The following is a 14,664-nucleotide window of genomic DNA, read 5'->3' as shown; positions in this document are numbered from 1 at the left end:
CATGGCCTTCCAGGAGATCAACTCCAAGATGGTGCGGGCGACCGTCGCACCCGGACAGCGGCTGTTCAGTCAGCGCGGCGCGATGCTCGCGTACCAGGGCGACGTGACCTTCACCCCGAACCTGCGGGGCGGCCAGGGGGGCGTCATGTCGATGATCGGCCGCCGGGTGGCGAACGAGGACACCCCGCTGATGACGGTCGAGGGCAGCGGCACGGTGCTCTTCGGGCACGGCGGCCACCACGTCCAGGTGATCGGCCTGGCCGGGGACACGCTGTACGTCGAGGCGGACCGCCTCCTCGCCTTCGAGGGCACCCTGGAGCAGGGCACGGTGTTCCTGGGCGCGCAGGGCGGGGTCATGGGCATGGTGCGCGGCCAGGTCAGCGGACAAGGACTGTTCACGACCACCCTCAAGGGGCACGGCTCCGTGGCGGTGATGGCCCACGGGGGCGTCTTCGAGATCCCCGTCACCCCGCAGCGGCCGGTGCGTGTCGACCCGCAGGCGTACGTCGCCCACCACGGCGACGTCCGCAACAGGCTGTCCACGGCGATGGGCTGGCGGGACATGGTGGGGCGCGGCTCCGGCGAGGCGTTCCAGCTGGAGCTGAGCGGCAGCGGCACGGTGTTCGTCCAGGCGTCCGAGGAGAAGCTGTGAGCACGGTTCACCACGACCCGGCGACGCTGCCGGCCGATGACAACGTCAACGCCTACACCTTCTGCGTGGAGCTCAAGGGCGGTCAGTGGTTCCTGCAGAAGGGGAAGATGATCGCCTACTACGGGACGATCGACTTCAACGGGATCGGGCACGGCCGGCTGGACCGGCTGGTGCGCACTTCCTTCCATTCGCCTCTGCACGCGAGCGACTGGGTCGTGGCCGAGGGCTCGGGCAAGATGCTCCTCGCCGACCGGGCCTTCGACGTGAATTCCTTCGACCTCGAAGAGGGCAACCTGACCATTCGCTCGGGCAACTTGCTCGCTTTTCAGCCAACTCTCGCCCTCAAGCAGTCGATCGTGCCGGGTTTCCTGACGCTGATCGGAACCGGAAAGTTCGTGGCCGCGTCGAACGGTCCGGTGGTGTTCATGGAACCGCCGATCCGGGTCGACCCCCAGGCCCTGGTCGGGTGGGCCGACTGCCCGTCGCCGTGCCATCACTACGATCACGGGTACATGACCGGCCTGATGGGCGGTCTACGTGCGATGACGGGCCTCGGCGGCGCGTCCGGCGAGGAGCACCAGTTCGAGTTCGTGGGGGCGGGGACGGTACTGCTGCAGTCGAGCGAGGCGCTGATGGCGGAGCAGGCCACGGGTGCCACTCCGCAGCAGGCGGGGGTGCCCGGCGGCGGGGCGTCCGGGGCGCCGGGCGGCCGGTCCGGGGTACCGGGGCTTCCCGGACAGCTGGGGGACCTCCAGCGCCGCTTCGGGCTGTGAGCGGTAATCTGCGGAGTGTGACATCGAACGCGTGCGCACCGTCACCGTCACGGAGACCCCTTCACTAGTTCGCCTTTCAACATTTTAGGTAGACTTCATTCATGGAGACCGAGACGGCCACCCGCTGGCTGACCGATACGGAGCAGTGTGCCTGGCGCACCCACCTGGAGGTCAACAGGCTGTTGACGCACCAGCTCGAGAAGGACCTGCAGCCGTTCGGCCTGACGATGAACGACTACGAGATTCTGGTGAACCTCTCCGAGTCGGAGGGCGACAGAATGCGGATGAGCGACCTGGCCACGGCCACGATGCAGTCCAAGAGCCGCCTCTCCCACCAGATCACCCGCATGGAGAACGCGGACCTGGTGCGGAGGGAGAACTGCGAGTCCGACCGCCGGGGGCTCTACGCCGTCCTCACGCCGCACGGCCTGGAGACGATGCGCAAGGTCGCGCCGCACCACGTGGCATCGGTGCGCCGGCACTTCATCGACCTGCTGGCACCCGAGGCGCTGACGGAGCTGGACAAGGCGCTCCGGCCCATCGCGGAGCACCTGCGCGGGCAGCGGGGACGCACCTGACCGCACACCCGGCCAGGTCCCCGAGGACCGTGCGGGACCAGGCCTAGGCGGCACCCGGCAGGCGGAGCTCGAACAGGGCGCCGCCTGCCGGTGCGTCGTGGACCGTGAGCGTGCCACCGTGCCGCACGGCGACGTCGCGGGCGATGGCCAGCCCCAGTCCGGCCCCGCCGTCGTCGCGGCTGCGGGCGGCGTCGAGCCGTACGAACCTCTCGAAGATCCGCTCCCGGTCGGCCGCCGGCACGCCCTCCCCGTCGTCGGCCACCGCGAGCACGGCCAGCTCACCGTCCCGCCGCACGGAGACCTCCACCGCGGAGCGGGCGTGCCGCTGGGCGTTGTCGAGCAGGTTGGCCAGCACCCGCCCCAGCTGCCCCCGCGACCCGGCCACCGTCACGTCGCCCGCACCCCCGGCCCGCACGCTGACGCCGGCCCGCCCCCCGGCCTCCTCCCGCGCGAGTGCCGCGAGGTCGACACGGGCGTCGGCGGGCCGCTCCCCCGCGTCCAGCCGGGCCAGCAGCAGCAGGTCGGCGGCGAGCCGCTGCAACCGCACCGTGTCCTCCACGGCGCCGTCGAGGTCGAGCAGCTCCGGGTGGGCGGCGGCCACCTCCAGCTGGGTGCGCAGCGAGGCGATGGGGCTGCGCAGCTCGTGCGAGGCGTCGGCGACGAAGCGCCGCTGCCGGTCCACCGAGGCCTCCAGGGCGGACAGCGTCTCGTTGGTGGTCGAGGCGAGCCGGGCGACCTCGTCGTGCGTGCCCGGCACCGGCACGCGGCGCGCCAGGTCCTCGCTGGCGGTGATCGCGGCCATCTCCCGGCGGATGCCCTCCACCGGGCGCAGGGCGCGTCCGGTGACCATCCAGGTCACCCACCCGACGACCGCGAGCAGCAGCGGGAAGCCGATCAGCATGACGGTCAGGGCGGTGTTCACGGCGCCGTGTTCGGCCGACAGCGGGGCGCCCGCCCAGACGGTGAGGCGGCCCTGCTCCGGGGTCTCGACGGGCACGGCGGCGAAGCGGTAGTCCTCCGGGTCGCCGTCGATCGTCGCCGAGCCGTCGCTGACGGTGGTCCGCTCCCCGATCTCACCGGGTTCCAGCGGCTCGCCGGAGTCGTCGTCCGCGTCGCCGCCCTCGTCGCCGCTGTCGTCGCCGTCCTGGTCACCGGTCACGGTCGGCTGCGGCTGCGGCTGCGGCTGCACGGCACCGACGCTGGTGCCGCTGATCCGCTCCAGGTCCTCGCTCGCGGCGACCAGGGTGCCGTCCTCGTCCACGATCTGCACCGGACGGTCGTCGACGTCCAGCGACAGATCGCCGTACGGCGTCCCGACGGCCAGCTCGGTGGCGACCTCCCGCGCGGAGCGTTCCGCCTGGGTGCCGGCCTCGCCGAGCAGGTTGGAGCGCAGGGACAGCAGGACGGCGGTGCCGGCCGCGACGAGGGCGACGGCGACCACGAGGGTGGCGCCGAGCGTGGCCCGGGCCCGCACCGAGCCGAGGAGCCGGCTCATCGCTCGCCCTCCAGCCGGTAACCGGCGCCGCGCACGGTCCGGATGAGGGCGGCGCCGAGCTTGCGCCGCAGGGCGCTGACGTACACCTCGACGATGTTGGGGTCGCCGTCGTAGGCGAAGTCCCAGACGTGTTCCAGGATCTCCGCCTTGGACACGACCTGTCCGGCCCGCACCACCAGCTGCTCCAGGACGGCGAACTCCTTCGCGGTCAGGGTGACTTCCCGCTCGCCCAGGAAGACCCGCCGGGCCGCGGTGTCGACCTTCAGCTCCCCGTGGACGTGCACGGGTGACGCCCCGACGCCCTGGGCCCGCCGCCGCAGCAGGGCCTTCACCCGGGCGACGAGGACGACGTAGGAGAAGGGCTTGGTGAGGTAGTCGTCCGCACCCGTGTCCAGTCCCTCGGCCTCGTCGTACTCGCCGTCCTTGGCGGTGAGCATCAGGATCGGCACGTCGTGGCCGGCGGCGCGCAGGGCGGCGCAGACGCGGTAGCCGTTGAGGCCGGGGAGCATGATGTCGAGGATGACGAGGTCGTATCCGCCCTCGCCGGCCCGGTGCAGGCCCTCCAGACCGTCGTGGACGACGTCCACGGCGTAGCCCTCGGCGGTGAGGCCCTTGGCGAGCGACACGGCGAGACGCTTCTCGTCCTCCACGATCAACAGGTGCATGCACCAAGAGTGGCAAAGGGAAGCTGAAGATCCCTTCAGGCGGCTTCAGCCTGGCCTCAGCGTCCGTCCCGGACAGTGAAGGCGTCGACGGCACAGCTGCTCGACGACCGTGCACGACTCGGGAGGAACCGCATGAAGCGCAACATCGTGATCGCCGCCGTCACCGCCGCCGCACTGATCGGAGGCGGTACGGCGACGGCCCTGGCCACCTCGGGCGAGGACGACCCGGGGACGACGTCGCGTCAGGCGGACGTGAAGGGCGCCTCGTCCGACGACAGGGACGACGACGCCGACGGCCGCGACGACGACCGTGCTGACGACGGCGCTGACGCCGACCGCGCCGCCTCCGTGAAGGTGACGGCGGCCGACGCCCTCGCCGCCGCGCTGAAGAAGGCACCGGGCACCGCCGTCTCCGCCGAACTGGACGACGAGGACGACGGCGACGACGGCGAGCGCGCCGCCTGGGAGGTCGACATCCTCTCCGGCGACGGCACCTGGCACAGCGTCCGGATCGACCCGGCCTCCGGCAAGGTCCTCGGCTCCGAGAAGGACGACGCCGACGATGCCGACGACACCGACCAGGTGCGGGCCGCCCTGAAGGGCACGTCCGTGGACGCCGCCGAGGCGGCGCGGGCGGCGGCCGGCCACGGCACCGTGACCGGCGTGGAGCTGGACGAGGACGGCCACTACGGCGACGGCGAGATCGCCTGGGAGGTCGAGACCCGCTCCTCGGGCGACGACGAGCGGGACTGGCGCGTCGACCCGAGGACCGGCAAGGTCACGGCGGACCGCTCGCACGACTCGCGCTCCGACGACGACGGTTCCGACGACACCGGTTCCGACAACGACTGAGCGGCCGCCCCGGCCGCCCCGGCCGCTCGGGCCGAGCGGACGCGGCGGCGCCCCGGCACCAGCGCCGCCGCCACGGCGACCGCGCCGGACACCGCGAAGCACACCGGCAGCGGCAGCCGTTCCACCAGCAGGCCCACCGCGCCGGCGCCCGCGGACATTCCGGCGTTCACGGCCGTGTTGCACCAGGCCCCGGCCCTGGTACGGAAGCCGGGCGCCGCGCCCTCGTCGGCGATCAGGTACGCCGTCGTCAGCGCCGGAGCCACGAACAGGCCCGCGCAGGCGACGGCCGCGACCAGCGTGCCGACGCCGGGAGCGAGTCCCGCCGCGGCCAGGCACAGTCCGAGGCCCGCGGTGAGGAACGGCAGCCGGGCCCGGGCGGACGACTTCCAGTCGACGGCACCGTTCAGCAGGCCGCCGACCGCGCTGCCCGCCGACAGCGCCGCGAGCGCCCAGGCGACGGTGCCGCCGCCCAGGCCGCGCTGCCCGGCGAAGGCGACGACGAGGAGGTCGACGGCGCTGACCGAGACGCCGACCCGCCGCGACGAGGACGGGTTGCCGCAGGGACCGCCACTGTCCGGTGCGGTCCCTCCCGGCCGCCGGGGCGCCGTCCTTCGGCCGCTCCACCGGACGGAGCAGGCCTGCCGCCGGCGACGTGACGAACGCGAGGGTGCCCACGGCCACCAGCAACGCGCTGAGCAGGATGCCGGCGGCCGGCGGGGCGACGCCGATCACCAGACCCACCAGCAGCGGGCCGGAGACGAAGAGCAGTTCCTCGGCGACGCCGTCCAGGCTGTAGGCGCGCTGCACCATGGCGCGGTCGGGGAGCATCCCGGCCCACACCGCACGCATCGCGGGGCCGAGCGGGGGCGTACAGGCGCCCGCGCACGCAGCGGTCACCGCGAGGAGGGACGCCGGTGTGCCCGGCCGCCGGCACGCCGCCGCCAGCACGCAGAGCAGGGCGGCGTACAGCAGCGCCATCGGGAGCAGGGCCCGTCGCGGGCCGTGCCGGTCGACGAGGGCGGCACGGTAGGGGGACAGTAGGACGCCCGTGGCGCCGAAGAGGGCCATGACCGTGCCGGCCACGGCGTACGACCCGGTGGACCGGGTCAGGGAGAGCATCAGCGCGAGGGAGACCGTGCCGTACGACAGCCGGCCGACGAGGGCGGCCACGAAGGTGCGGCAGGCATGGGGGACGCGGAGGACGGCGGCGTACGAGGGCCGCACGGGGTGCGTGGACATGCGAGAGGTTCCTCAGGGAGGGGCGAAAAGGGGGACGCCGAGGCACGCGACGGCCGGTCAGCGGCGGTCGCGTGCGGGGCGGGCCCTAGGCCAAGAGGAGGAACACGGGAGTCAACGTACCGGCGCGGCTCCGCCACCGCACCGGAATTTCCCGGACACCGGCCTCAGCCGGTCGTCAGGCCCGCCACCAGTTCGTCCGCCGCACGGTACGGGTCCAGTTCGCCGGCCACGATGCGCTCCGCGAGGGCGCCGAGGCGGCGGTCGCCGTGCAGGTCGCCGATGCGCTCGCGCAGGGTGGTGACGGCGATCGTCTCGACCTCGCGGGCGGCGCGGGCCCGGCGGCGCTCGGCCAGGACGTCCCGTTCCTCCATCCAGGCTCGGTGCTTCTCCAGCGCCTCGACGACCTCGTCGACGCCCTCGGCGCGCGCGGCGACCGTCTTGACGATCGGCGGGCGCCAGTCGCCCGGGCCGCGGGACTCGCCGAGGCCGAGCATGTGGTTCAGCTCGCGGGCGGTCGCGTCGGCGCCGTCGCGGTCGGCCTTGTTGACGACGTAGACGTCGCCGATCTCCAGGATGCCGGCCTTGGCGGCCTGGATGCCGTCGCCCATGCCCGGGGCGAGGAGGACGACGGAGGTGTCGGCCTGGGAGGCGATCTCGACCTCCGACTGGCCGACGCCGACCGTCTCGACCAGGATCACGTCGCAGCCGGCCGCGTCGAGGACGCGGATGGCCTGCGGGGCGGCCCACGCGAGACCGCCGAGGTGGCCGCGGGTCGCCATCGAGCGGATGTAGACGCCCGGGTCGGAGGCGTGCTCCGACATCCGGACCCGGTCGCCGAGCAGGGCGCCCCCGGAGAAGGGGGAGGACGGGTCGACGGCGAGCACGCCGACCCGCTTGCCCTGCTTGCGGTACGCCGTCACCAGCGCCGAGGTGGAGGTGGACTTGCCGACGCCCGGCGAGCCGGTCAGACCGACCACGTACGCTCCGCCGGTGAGCGGTGCGAGCGTTGCCATGACCTCCCTGAGCTGCGGGGACGCCCCCTCCACCAGCGAGATCAGCCGGGCCACGGCCCGCGGCCGGCCTTCTCTGGCCTGGGCCACCAGCGAGGAGACGTCCTGCATCACAGCTCCGTTCAGCTACGTTCCGTCAGTGGTCGTGCCGGGCGGCACTCAGGCCTTCGGCACCCGGACGATCAGCGCGTCGCCCTGACCGCCGCCGCCGCACAGCGCCGCCGCGCCGGTCCCGCCACCGCGCCGCTTCAGTTCCAGGGCCAGGTGCAGCACGAGCCGGGCACCGGACATGCCGATGGGGTGTCCCAGGGCGATGGCGCCACCGTTGACGTTCACCTTTTCGGTGGAGACGCCGAGATCCTTCATTGACTGCACGGCGACGGCCGCGAACGCCTCGTTGATCTCGATCAGGTCGAGGTCGCCCACCTCCAGCCCCTCCTTCTTCAGGGCGTGCCGGATGGCGTTGGAGGGCTGCGACTGCAAAGAGTTGTCCGGCCCGGCGACGTTGCCGTGCGCGCCGATCTCCGCGATCCACTCCAGGCCCAGTTCCTCGGCCTTGTCCCTGCTCATCACGACCACGGCCGCGGCCCCGTCGGAGATCTGCGAGGAGGAGCCGGCGGTGATCGTGCCGTCCTTGGAGAACGCGGGGCGCAGCCTGCCGAGGGACTCGGCGGTGGTGTCGCCGCGGATGCCCTCGTCCTGGCTGAAGACGACCGGGTCGCCCTTGCGCTGCGGGATCTCGACCGGGGTGATCTCGGCCTCGTAGACACCGTTCTTCTGGGCGGCGGCGGCGCGCTGGTGGGAGAGCGCGGCGATCTCGTCCTGCGGGCCGCGCTCGATGCCGAGGCGGGTGTTGTGCTTCTCCGTCGACTCGCCCATGGCGATGTTCTCGAAGGAGTCGGTCAGGCCGTCGTGCGCCATGGCGTCGAGCATCTGCACCGCGCCGTACTTGTAGCCCTCGCGGGACTTCGGCAGCAGGTGCGGGGCGTTGGTCATGGACTCCTGGCCGCCGGCGACGATCACGTCGAATTCACCGGCGCGAATGAGCTGGTCGGCGAGGGCGATGGCGTCGAGGCCGGAGAGGCAGACCTTGTTGACCGTCAGCGCCGGGACGTTCATGGGGATGCCGGCCTTGACGGCGGCCTGGCGGGCCGGGATCTGGCCGGCGCCGGCCTGGAGCACCTGGCCCATGATCACGTACTGGACCTGGTCGCCGGTGATGCCCGCCCGGTCGAGGGCGGCCTTGATGGCGAAGCCGCCGAGGTCGGCCCCGGAGAAGGACTTCAGGGAGCCGAGCAGCCGCCCCATCGGGGTGCGGGCACCCGCGACGATGACGGAGGTCGTGCCGTTCGTTCCAGAGGTGCCGGGAGTTCCAGAAGACATGAGCTGCGATCCCCTTTTCCGGCCCGCACAGGCCGAGGAGTGAACGAGGGTTTACTTGAATGTACTGAGCGGTATGCCGCCCGTCACCCGGCCGTCGGTGTGATCGCGCGCACGTTGCGTAACCACCTCCGGGGCGCTGCACTGAACTCATGCTGACGCGAATCGACCACATCGGAATCGCCTGCCGCGACCTCGACACCACCGTCGAGTTCTACCGTGCCACCTACGGCTTCGAGGTGTTCCACACCGAGGTCAACGAGGAGCAGGGCGTCCGCGAGGCCATGCTCAGGATCAACGGTACGTCGGACGGCGGAGCCTCGTACCTCCAGCTCCTGGAGCCCACCCGGGAGGACTCCGCGGTCGGCAAGTGGCTCGCCAAGAACGGCGAGGGCGTCCACCACATCGCCTTCGGTACGGCGGACGTGGACGCGGACGCCGCGGACATCCGCGAGAAGGGCGTACGCGTTCTGTACGACGAGCCCCGGCGCGGTTCCATGGGGTCGCGGATCACCTTCCTGCACCCCAAGGACTGCCATGGCGTACTGACAGAACTGGTCACATCGGCGGCCGTTGAGTCACCTGAGCACTGACCCTCGTACATAAGGGCCGGTAGGGTTGGGTGCGGTCGCCGCTCAGTCCAGGGTGACCCGGTCCTGCTGTCAGTGGTGGCGGGACCGCCGGGGTCGTGTTTCGGGGGGCGGACGCCGGGGCAGAAGCGTCTGCTCCGCCGTTGATCTGACACCATTCCCCGGGGGCCCCGTCCGGCGGACGGACGGAGCCCGTTCGGGAAGATTTGCGACCAGGGGACGGATGGGACCGCGCAGTGCGGGGCTACGAGAGCCAGGAGCGAGAGCCGGCGGCTGACGTCGACCACCTCTCTCGGTTCGAGGCCGAGATGAAGCGGCTGAAGACCGAGCGGGAAAAGGCGATCCAGCACGCCGAGGACCTCGGCTACCAGGTCGAGGTGCTGCGCGCCAAGTTGCACGAGGCGCGGCGCACCATCATGTCCCGGCCCGCCTTCGACGGCGGAGACATCGGGTACCAGGCCGAGCAGTTGCTGCGCAACGCGCAGACGCAGGCCGACCAGTTGCGCGCGGACGCCGAACGGGAGCTGAGCCAGGCCCGGGCGCAGACGCAGCGCATCCTCCAGGAGCACGCCGAGCAGGCGGCCCGGCTCCAGGCGGAGCTGCACCAGGAGGCGGTGACCCGGCGCCAGCAGCTCGACCAGGAGCTGGCCGAGCGCCGGCAGACCGTCGAGTCGCACGTCAACGAGAACGTGGCCTGGGCCGAGCAGCTGCGGGCCCGCACCGAGCAGCAGGCCCGCCGGCTGCTGGACGAGTCCCGCGCCGAGGCCGAGCAGGCCCTGGCCGCGGCCCGCGCGGAGGCGGAGCGGCTCACCTCCGAGGCCCGGCAGCGGCTGCGGAGCGACGCGGAGAGCGCGCGCGGCGAGGCCGAGCAGATCCTGCGCCGTGCCCGCACGGACGCCGAGCGCCTGCTGAACGCGGCCTCCACCCAGGCGCAGGAGGCCACCGACCACGCCGAGCAGCTGCGCAGCTCCACCGCGAGCGAGTCGGAGTCCACCCGCCGCCAGGTCCAGGAGCTGAGCCGGGCCGCCGAGCAGCGCATGTCCGAGGCCGAGGAGGCGCTGCGCAAGGCGCAGACCGAGGCCGAGAAGGTGGTCGCCGAGGCCCGGGAGGCCGCGGCCAAGGCCCTCGCGAGCGCCGAGCAGACCAACGAGCAGCGCACCCGCACGGCCAAGGAGCAGGTCGCCCGTCTGGTCAGCGAGGCCACCAAGGACGCCGAGAGCACCAAGTCCGAGGCCGAGCAGCTGGTCGCGGACGCCCGCGCCGAGGCCGAGAAGATCGTCGCCGAGGCCGCGGAGAAGGCCCGCACGCTCACCGCCGAGGAGTCGGCCACCCAGCTGTCCAAGGCCGCCAAGACCGCCGAGGACGTGCTGAACAAGGCGTCGGAGGACGCCAAGCGCACCACGAAGGCCGCCACCGAGGAGGCCGAGCGGATCCGCAGCGAGGCCGAGGCCGAGGCGGACCGGCTGCGCGCCGAGGCGCACGACATCGCCGAGCAGCTCAAGGGCGCGGCGAAGGACGACACCAAGGAGTACCGCGCCAAGACGGTCGAGCTCCAGGAGGAGGCGCGTCGGCTGCGGGGCGAGGCCGAGCAGCTACGCGCCGACGCCGTCGCCGAGGGCGAGAAGATCCGCGCCGAGGCCCGCAAGGAGGCCGTGGCGCAGATCGAGGAGGCGGCGAAGACCGCCGAGGAGCTGCTCGCCAAGGCCAAGGCCGACGCGGACGAGCTGCGGCAGACCGCGACGGCGGACAGCGAGAAGGTCCGCACCGAGGCCATCGAGCGGGCGACCACGCTGCGCCGGCAGGCCGAGGAGACCCTGGAGCGCACCCGCGCGGAGGCCGAGCGGCACCGTGCGGAGGCCGCCGAGCGGGTCGAGGAGCTGCAGGCGGAGGCCGAGCGGGCCGCCCGCGAGCTGCGCGAGGAGACCGAGCGCGCCGTCGAGGCCCGGCAGGCGGAGGCCGCCGCGGAGCTGACACGGCTGCAGACCGAGGCCGAGGAGCGCCGCGGCGCCGCCGAGCAGGCGCTGACCGAGGCCCGCGAGGAGGGCGAGCGGATCCGCCGCGAGGCCGCGGAGGAGAGCGAGCGGCTGCGCGCGGAGGCCGCGGAGCGCATCCGTACGCTCCAGCAGCAGGCCGAGACGGAGGCCGAGCGGCTGCGCACCGAGGCCGCCGCGGACGCCTCCGCCTCCCGCGCGGAGGGCGAGGCCGTCGCCGTACGCCTCAGGTCCGAGGCGTCGGTCGAGGCCGAGCGGCTGAAGTCGGAGGCCCAGGAGAGCGCCGACCGGGTGCGGGCGGAGGCGCAGAGCGCCGCCGAGCGCATCGCCGCCGAGGCGTCGGAGGCACTGGCCGCCGCGCAGGAGGAGGCCGCCCGACGTCGCCGCGAGGCCGAGGAGACGCTCGGTTCCGCCCGGCAGGAGGCCGACCAGGAGCGCGAACGGGCCCGCGAGCAGAGCGAGGAGCTGCTGGCCTCGGCGCGCAAGCGCGTGGAGGAGGCGCAGGCCGAGGCGGTCCGGCTGGTCGAGGAGGCCGACCGTCGCGCGACCGAGATGGTGTCGGCCGCCGAGCAGCACGCGCAGCAGGTGCGCGAGTCGGTCGCCGGGCTGCACGAGCAGGCCCAGGAGGAGATCACCGGGCTGCGCAGCGCCGCCGAGCACGCGGCGGAGCGCACCCGGCGCGAGGCCGAAGAGGAGGCGGACCGGGTCCGCTCCGACGCCTACGCGGAGCGGGAGCGGGCGAGCGAGGACGCCGGCCGGCTGCGACGCGAGGCGCGGGACGAGACGGAGGCCGCCAAGGCGCTGGCCGAGCGGACCGTGTCCGAGGCCATCGCGGAGGCCGACCGCATCCGCACCGATGTCTCCGAGCACGCCCAGCGGGTGCGCACCGAGGCCTCCGACGCGATCGCCGAGGCCGAGCAGGCCGCGTCCCGCACCCGGGCGGACGCCCGCGAGGACGCCAACCGCATCCGGTCCGACGCGGCGACGCAGGCGGACACCCTGATCACCGAGGCGCGCTCCGAGGCGGAGCGGCTGACCACGGAGACGGCCGCGGAGACCGACCGCATCCGTACGGAGACGGTCGCGGAGGCGGAGCGCGTCCGCACCGAGGCGGCGACCGAGGCCGAGCGGGTGCGCACCGAGGCGCTCACGGAGGCGGAGCGGCTCACCACGGAGACGGTCGCCGAGGCCGACCGGGTGCGGACCGAGGCGGGTGCCCGGGCCGAGCAGCTGCTTGCGGACGCCACCGGGGAGGCGGAGCGGCTGCGGGCCGAGGCCGCCGAGACGGTCGGCTCCGCCCAGCAGCACGCCGAGCGAATCCGCACGGAGGCCGAGCGGGTCAGGACCGAGGCGGCCGCGGAGGCCGAGCGGGTCACCACGGCCGCCCGCGAGGAGGCCGAGCGGACCCTCGACGAGGCCCGTCAGGACGCCAACAAGCGGCGTTCGGAGGCGGCGGAGCAGGTCGACACGCTCATCACGGAGACCACCGCCGAGGCCGACAAGCTGCTCACCGAGGCGCAGCAGCAGGCGCAGAAGACCACCGCGGACGCCGAGTCGCAGGCGGACACGATGGTCGGCGCGGCCCGCTCGGAGGCGGAGCGGATCGTCTCGGAGGCGACGGTCGAGGGGAACACCCGGGTGGAGAAGGCCCGCACGGACGCGGACGAGCTGCTCGTCGGCGCCCGCCGGGACGCGACCGCCGTCAGGGAGCGCGCGGAGGAGCTGCGCGAGCGGCTCACCTCCGAGATCGAGGAGCTGCACGAGCGGGCCCGGCGCGAGGCCGCCGAGACGATGAAGTCGACCGGCGACCGCTGCGACGCGCTCATCAAGGCCGCCGAGGAGCAGCTCGCCAAGGCGGAGGCGAAGGCCAAGGAGCTGGTGTCGGAGGCCAACTCCGAGGCCGGCAAGGTGCGCATCGCCGCCGTCAAGAAGGCCGAGGCGCTGCTCAAGGAGGCCGAGCAGAAGAAGGCCACGCTGGTCCGGGAGGCCGAGGAGCTGAAGGCGGAGGCGGTCCGGGAGGCCCGGGCCACCGTCGAGGAGGGCAAGCGCGAACTGGAGACCCTGGTGCGACGCCGCGAGGACATCAACGCCGAGATCTCCCGGGTGCAGGACGTGCTGGAGGCCCTGGAGTCCTTCGAGGCGCCGGCCGCCGGCAAGGACACCGGGGTCAAGGCCGGAGCGACGGTGGGTGCTCCACGTTCGGGTGGCAAGTCGTCAGACGGCTAGCGGCCGCGGCGGATTGCGTGTCTGCTGGAGATCTTTGGCCGAACTCCGCGCGAACCCTTGACCAAGACTTTGGCAAGCGTTCCGTGGGTCAGCCACTCAAAAGAGGTGTCATTCTCCGTATCAAACGCGCATCCGCTCGATGACACACCGCGTTGGCGCCTAGGATTCCCTCTATCACCTCACCCGGTCTCTTTCGACAGGAACCCCATGAGCGACACTTCCCCCTACGGCTTCGAGCTTGTGCGGCGTGGGTACGACCGCGCTCAGGTGGACGAACGTATCTCCAAGCTCGTCTCCGACCGTGACAGCGCTCTCGCCCGCATCACCGCTCTGGAAAAGCGCATCGAGGAGCTCCACCTCGAAACCCAGAACGCCCAGGCCCAGGTCAACGACGCCGAGCCGTCGTACGCCGGTCTCGGTGCGCGGGTCGAGAAGATCCTGCGGCTCGCCGAGGAAGAGGCGAAGGACCTGCGCGAGGAGGCCCGTCGCGCGGCCGAGCAGCACCGCGAGCTCGCCGAGTCGGCCGCCCAGCAGGTGCGCAACGACGCGGAGTCGTACGCCGCGGACCGCAAGGCCAAGGCCGAGGACGAGGGCGTCCGGATCGTCGAGAAGGCCAAGAGCGATGCCTCCCAGCTGCGTTCCGAGGCGCAGAAGGACGCGCAGTCCAAGCGTGAGGAGGCGGACGCCCTCTTCGAGGAGACCCGCGCCAAGGCCGCGCAGGCCGCCGCCGACTTCGAGACGAACCTCGCCAAGCGCCGCGAGCAGTCCGAGCGCGACCTGGCCTCCCGTCAGGCCAAGGCCGAGAAGCGTCTCGCGGAGATCGAGCACCGCGCGGAGCAGCTGCGCCTGGAGGCGGAGAAGCTGCGCACGGACGCCGAGCGCCGCGCCCGCCAGACCGTCGAGACGGCACAGCGCCAGGCCGAGGACATCGTGGCCGACGCCAACGCCAAGGCGGACCGGATCCGTTCGGAGTCGGAGCGCGAGCTGGCCGCCCTCACCAACCGCCGCGACTCCATCAACGCGCAGCTCACCAACGTGCGCGAGATGCTGGCGACCCTCACGGGCGCCGCGGTGGCCGCCGCCGGTACGCCGGCCGAGGACGAGTCGGTCTCCCGCGGGGTGCCCGCCCAGCAGTCCCGCTGACCCGTCGACCGTACCGCCGGCCGACCCGCCGGAGGGACGCCGGCCGAACAAGTGCGTAACAAGGACGAGG

At 73.0% G+C, this 14,664-nt stretch carries 11 protein-coding genes and 1 pseudogene; 7 read left to right on the top strand and 5 right to left on the bottom strand.

Annotated elements, in window-relative coordinates:
* Nucleotide 1 precedes the first annotated feature (1 nt).
* The 3 genes from ACGF5T_RS03800 (at nucleotide 2) to ACGF5T_RS03790 (ending at nucleotide 2,003) form a co-directional block, all read left to right on the top strand.
* Nucleotides 2–652: an AIM24 family protein gene (locus ACGF5T_RS03800; protein WP_356604656.1), complete on the top strand. Its 651-nt coding sequence runs from the start codon at nucleotides 2–4 to the stop codon at nucleotides 650–652.
* The gene (locus ACGF5T_RS03795) at nucleotides 649–1,425 is read left to right on the top strand and encodes an AIM24 family protein (RefSeq protein WP_366766165.1); all 777 of its coding nucleotides are present in this window, start codon (nucleotides 649–651) and stop codon (nucleotides 1,423–1,425) included. Before ACGF5T_RS03800 ends, ACGF5T_RS03795 begins: the two co-directional genes overlap by 4 nt.
* 101 nt (nucleotides 1,426–1,526) lie before the next feature.
* A complete protein-coding gene (locus tag ACGF5T_RS03790; RefSeq protein WP_356604652.1) occupies nucleotides 1,527–2,003 on the top strand; it encodes a MarR family transcriptional regulator in 477 nt (158 codons plus the stop codon).
* 43 nt (nucleotides 2,004–2,046) lie between these two features.
* On the opposite strand, the gene ACGF5T_RS03785 is transcribed toward ACGF5T_RS03790, so the two are convergent.
* On the bottom strand, nucleotides 2,047–3,498 hold the full coding sequence (locus ACGF5T_RS03785) for a HAMP domain-containing sensor histidine kinase (protein ID WP_366766164.1): 1,452 nt from the start codon (nucleotides 3,496–3,498) through the stop codon (nucleotides 2,047–2,049).
* Nucleotides 3,495–4,163 (bottom strand): response regulator transcription factor, encoded by a 669-nt coding sequence (locus tag ACGF5T_RS03780; protein ID WP_356604648.1) that lies wholly within the window; start codon nucleotides 4,161–4,163, stop codon nucleotides 3,495–3,497. Before ACGF5T_RS03780 ends, ACGF5T_RS03785 begins: the two co-directional genes overlap by 4 nt.
* A gap of 132 nt (nucleotides 4,164–4,295) precedes the next feature.
* Between ACGF5T_RS03780 and ACGF5T_RS03775 the strand changes: the two genes are divergently transcribed.
* Complete coding sequence (locus tag ACGF5T_RS03775; protein WP_366766162.1) at nucleotides 4,296–5,015, top strand: PepSY domain-containing protein; 720 nt, start codon at nucleotides 4,296–4,298, stop codon at nucleotides 5,013–5,015.
* Here ACGF5T_RS03775 and ACGF5T_RS03770 read toward each other — a convergent pair.
* From ACGF5T_RS03770 to ACGF5T_RS03760, 3 genes and pseudogenes are all read right to left on the bottom strand, one after another.
* A pseudogene (locus ACGF5T_RS03770) lies at nucleotides 4,961–6,254 on the bottom strand (MFS transporter); the annotation flags it as partial. The gene ACGF5T_RS03775 and the pseudogene ACGF5T_RS03770 sit on opposite strands and share 55 nt — an antisense overlap.
* A gap of 164 nt (nucleotides 6,255–6,418) precedes the next feature.
* A complete protein-coding gene (gene meaB / locus ACGF5T_RS03765; protein WP_356604644.1) occupies nucleotides 6,419–7,375 on the bottom strand; it encodes a methylmalonyl Co-A mutase-associated GTPase MeaB in 957 nt (318 codons plus the stop codon).
* A 48-nt stretch (nucleotides 7,376–7,423) separates the two neighbouring features.
* Nucleotides 7,424–8,647 (bottom strand): acetyl-CoA C-acetyltransferase, encoded by a 1,224-nt coding sequence (locus ACGF5T_RS03760; RefSeq protein ID WP_366766161.1) that lies wholly within the window; start codon nucleotides 8,645–8,647, stop codon nucleotides 7,424–7,426.
* A gap of 149 nt (nucleotides 8,648–8,796) precedes the next feature.
* On the opposite strand from ACGF5T_RS03760, the gene mce reads away from it, so the two are divergent.
* The 3 genes from mce (at nucleotide 8,797) to ACGF5T_RS03745 (ending at nucleotide 14,594) form a co-directional block, all read left to right on the top strand.
* On the top strand, nucleotides 8,797–9,237 hold the full coding sequence (gene mce, locus ACGF5T_RS03755; protein WP_356604640.1) for a methylmalonyl-CoA epimerase: 441 nt from the start codon (nucleotides 8,797–8,799) through the stop codon (nucleotides 9,235–9,237).
* A gap of 233 nt (nucleotides 9,238–9,470) precedes the next feature.
* Nucleotides 9,471–13,451: a polarized growth protein Scy gene (gene scy, locus ACGF5T_RS03750; RefSeq protein ID WP_361016666.1), complete on the top strand. Its 3,981-nt coding sequence runs from the start codon at nucleotides 9,471–9,473 to the stop codon at nucleotides 13,449–13,451.
* Between the two features lie 207 nt (nucleotides 13,452–13,658).
* Nucleotides 13,659–14,594, top strand: coding sequence for a cellulose-binding protein (locus ACGF5T_RS03745; RefSeq protein WP_356604636.1), 936 nt, complete (start codon nucleotides 13,659–13,661; stop codon nucleotides 14,592–14,594).
* Nucleotides 14,595–14,664 lie beyond the last annotated feature (70 nt).

The sequence above is a fragment of the Streptomyces sp. NPDC047853 genome, assembly GCF_043204535.1.
GTDB lineage: Bacteria > Actinomycetota > Actinomycetes > Streptomycetales > Streptomycetaceae > Streptomyces.
This window is presented reverse-complemented; position numbering and strand designations above follow the sequence as displayed.

Bases quoted from the DNA above. Each gene is read 5' to 3' on its own strand.
- ACGF5T_RS03800 (WP_356604656.1), top strand. From the start codon at position 2: ATGGCCTTCCAGGAGATCAACTCCAAGATGGTGCGGGCGACCGTCGCA.
- ACGF5T_RS03790 (WP_356604652.1), top strand. From the start codon at position 1,527: ATGGAGACCGAGACGGCCACCCGCTGGCTGACCGATACGGAGCAGTGT.
- ACGF5T_RS03785 (WP_366766164.1), bottom strand. From the start codon at position 3,498: ATGAGCCGGCTCCTCGGCTCGGTGCGGGCCCGGGCCACGCTCGGCGCC.
- ACGF5T_RS03780 (WP_356604648.1), bottom strand. From the start codon at position 4,163: ATGCACCTGTTGATCGTGGAGGACGAGAAGCGTCTCGCCGTGTCGCTC.
- ACGF5T_RS03775 (WP_366766162.1), top strand. From the start codon at position 4,296: ATGAAGCGCAACATCGTGATCGCCGCCGTCACCGCCGCCGCACTGATC.
- meaB (WP_356604644.1), bottom strand. From the start codon at position 7,375: ATGCAGGACGTCTCCTCGCTGGTGGCCCAGGCCAGAGAAGGCCGGCCG.
- ACGF5T_RS03760 (WP_366766161.1), bottom strand. From the start codon at position 8,647: ATGTCTTCTGGAACTCCCGGCACCTCTGGAACGAACGGCACGACCTCC.
- mce (WP_356604640.1), top strand. From the start codon at position 8,797: ATGCTGACGCGAATCGACCACATCGGAATCGCCTGCCGCGACCTCGAC.
- ACGF5T_RS03745 (WP_356604636.1), top strand. From the start codon at position 13,659: ATGAGCGACACTTCCCCCTACGGCTTCGAGCTTGTGCGGCGTGGGTAC.